Annotated in this window: 1 protein-coding gene; it reads right to left on the bottom strand. The window is 76.5% G+C overall.

The features are described from left to right. A partial coding sequence (locus tag HLB15_RS23510) for a serine/threonine-protein kinase (RefSeq protein WP_171109171.1) occupies positions 1 to 1698 on the bottom strand: 1698 nt, incomplete at both ends.

Raw genomic sequence — 1698 nt, 5'->3', positions numbered from 1 at the left:
GGCGGCCGGCCGCCCTGCTGCTGGACGACGGGCATCGGCCGCGTGGCTCGCACCGACGACGCGCCGGGCTGCTGCGGCGCCGGACCGAGGTGCTTGACCGGGCTCGTGCGCGGCTCGAACGACTGCGGGCGCTGCGTACCGCCCACGCGCGTCGAGGAGACCGGCCTGCTGCGCACCGGCGCGCGACCGCTGCCGCGCGCCGGCTCGGGACTGCGGAACGCGCGCCAGCCGCGCAGCGTGTTCGGGTGCCCGCTCGGCGGCGTCGCCGTCTCCCACCGCATCGCCTGCCAGATCCAGTCCTTGATCTCCGCGGGCGTGCTGCCCGCGGCGATCTCGGGGCCGATCTCGGCGATGTGGTCGGCGACGACGTGCGAGGCCGCGCCGTCGAACCCGTCGGCGTGCAGCTCGGCCAGGACGCTCATCAGGGTGCGGTCGTAGACGAGCGCGTGCCACGGCTCGGGGCTCCGGGCAGGGTCGGGGGCCGGAGCCGGCCCGGGGTCCGCCACGGGCGCCCGGCCCGGCAGCATCCCCGGCTCGAACACCTTGGTGCTGCCGCGGCGCTGCAGCACGTCCGTCGCCGTGAGCGCGGCGACCTCCGCCGCCGTCACGCCGTCGCTCACGAGCTGGGAGGTGAGCAGCAGCGTCGGGTCCGGCGTGGCCTGGGCCAGGCGCGCGCGGACCACGCGCGCGATGTTCTCCAGCGGCGGCCGGTGCGCGGGCTGGTACCGCGTCATGGCCAGGACCAGCGACTGCAGGTGCTTGTCGATGACCGGCGCGGGCTGCGCGTCGTCGCCCTCCAGGGGCTCCTCGACGAGGTCGGCCGCCACGAGGTCCCGGCCCATGAAGTTCAGGTCCAGCGGCAGGGAGCCCGTGCTCGCGTACACGAGCAGGAGGCCGAGGCTGTACACGTCCGACCGCGGGTGCACCCGGCGCCCGAACAGCTCCGGCGCCATGTACGCCATGGTCCCGGCGGGCTGCGTCGACGTCGCGGCGTCGAACACCTTGGCGATGCCGAGGTCGATGAGCACGGCGCGGTCGCCGTCGACCATGATGTTCGCCGGCTTCAGGTCACGGTGCAGGCAGCGCTGCTCCTGGAGCACGAGCAGGGCGTCGACGACCTGCCGGGCCAGCCGGAGCGCCTCCGGGCCCGACAGCGGACCCTCCTCGCGCACCCGGTCCCGCAGCGTGGTGCCCGGCACGAGCTCCATCGCGAACCACGGCTGCGTCGCGTCCAGCCCGGCCTCGACGAAGCGCGGGAACCCCCGGCCGTCGAGACGCTCGAGCAGGTCGGCCTCCTGGACGAAGCGTTCCCGCGCGTCGTCGTGCAGACCGGTGAGGACCTTGAGGGCGACCTCGGTGCCGTCGTCGGCCTGAGCGCGGTACACGTGCGCGAACCCGCCGTGCCCGAGCGCCTCGCCGAGCGTGAACCGGCCCAGCCGCTCGCCGCTCGCCGGGATGCGCCGCACGGGGCGCATCGGGAGGGCGGCCGGGGGTGCCGGCCGGGGCTCGAGGGCTGGAGCGTCCGCCTCGGCGGGCGGTGCTCCGGGCGCGTCCTGCGCGTCGGGCGACACGTCGGCCGGCGGCACGTCGTCCTCGGCGGGCGACTCGTCGGGCGAGCCGGCCGGCGCGTCGTCCTCGGCGGACGGGCCCTCGTCAGGCGTGTCCTCGGCCGGCGTGTCCTCGGTGGCCGCCGGGACG

Source organism: Promicromonospora citrea, assembly GCF_013004695.1.
Classification (GTDB): Bacteria; Actinomycetota; Actinomycetes; order Actinomycetales; family Cellulomonadaceae; genus Promicromonospora; species Promicromonospora citrea.
The sequence above is the reverse complement of the archived record's forward strand: the minus strand, read 5'-3'. Positions and strand labels throughout refer to the sequence as shown.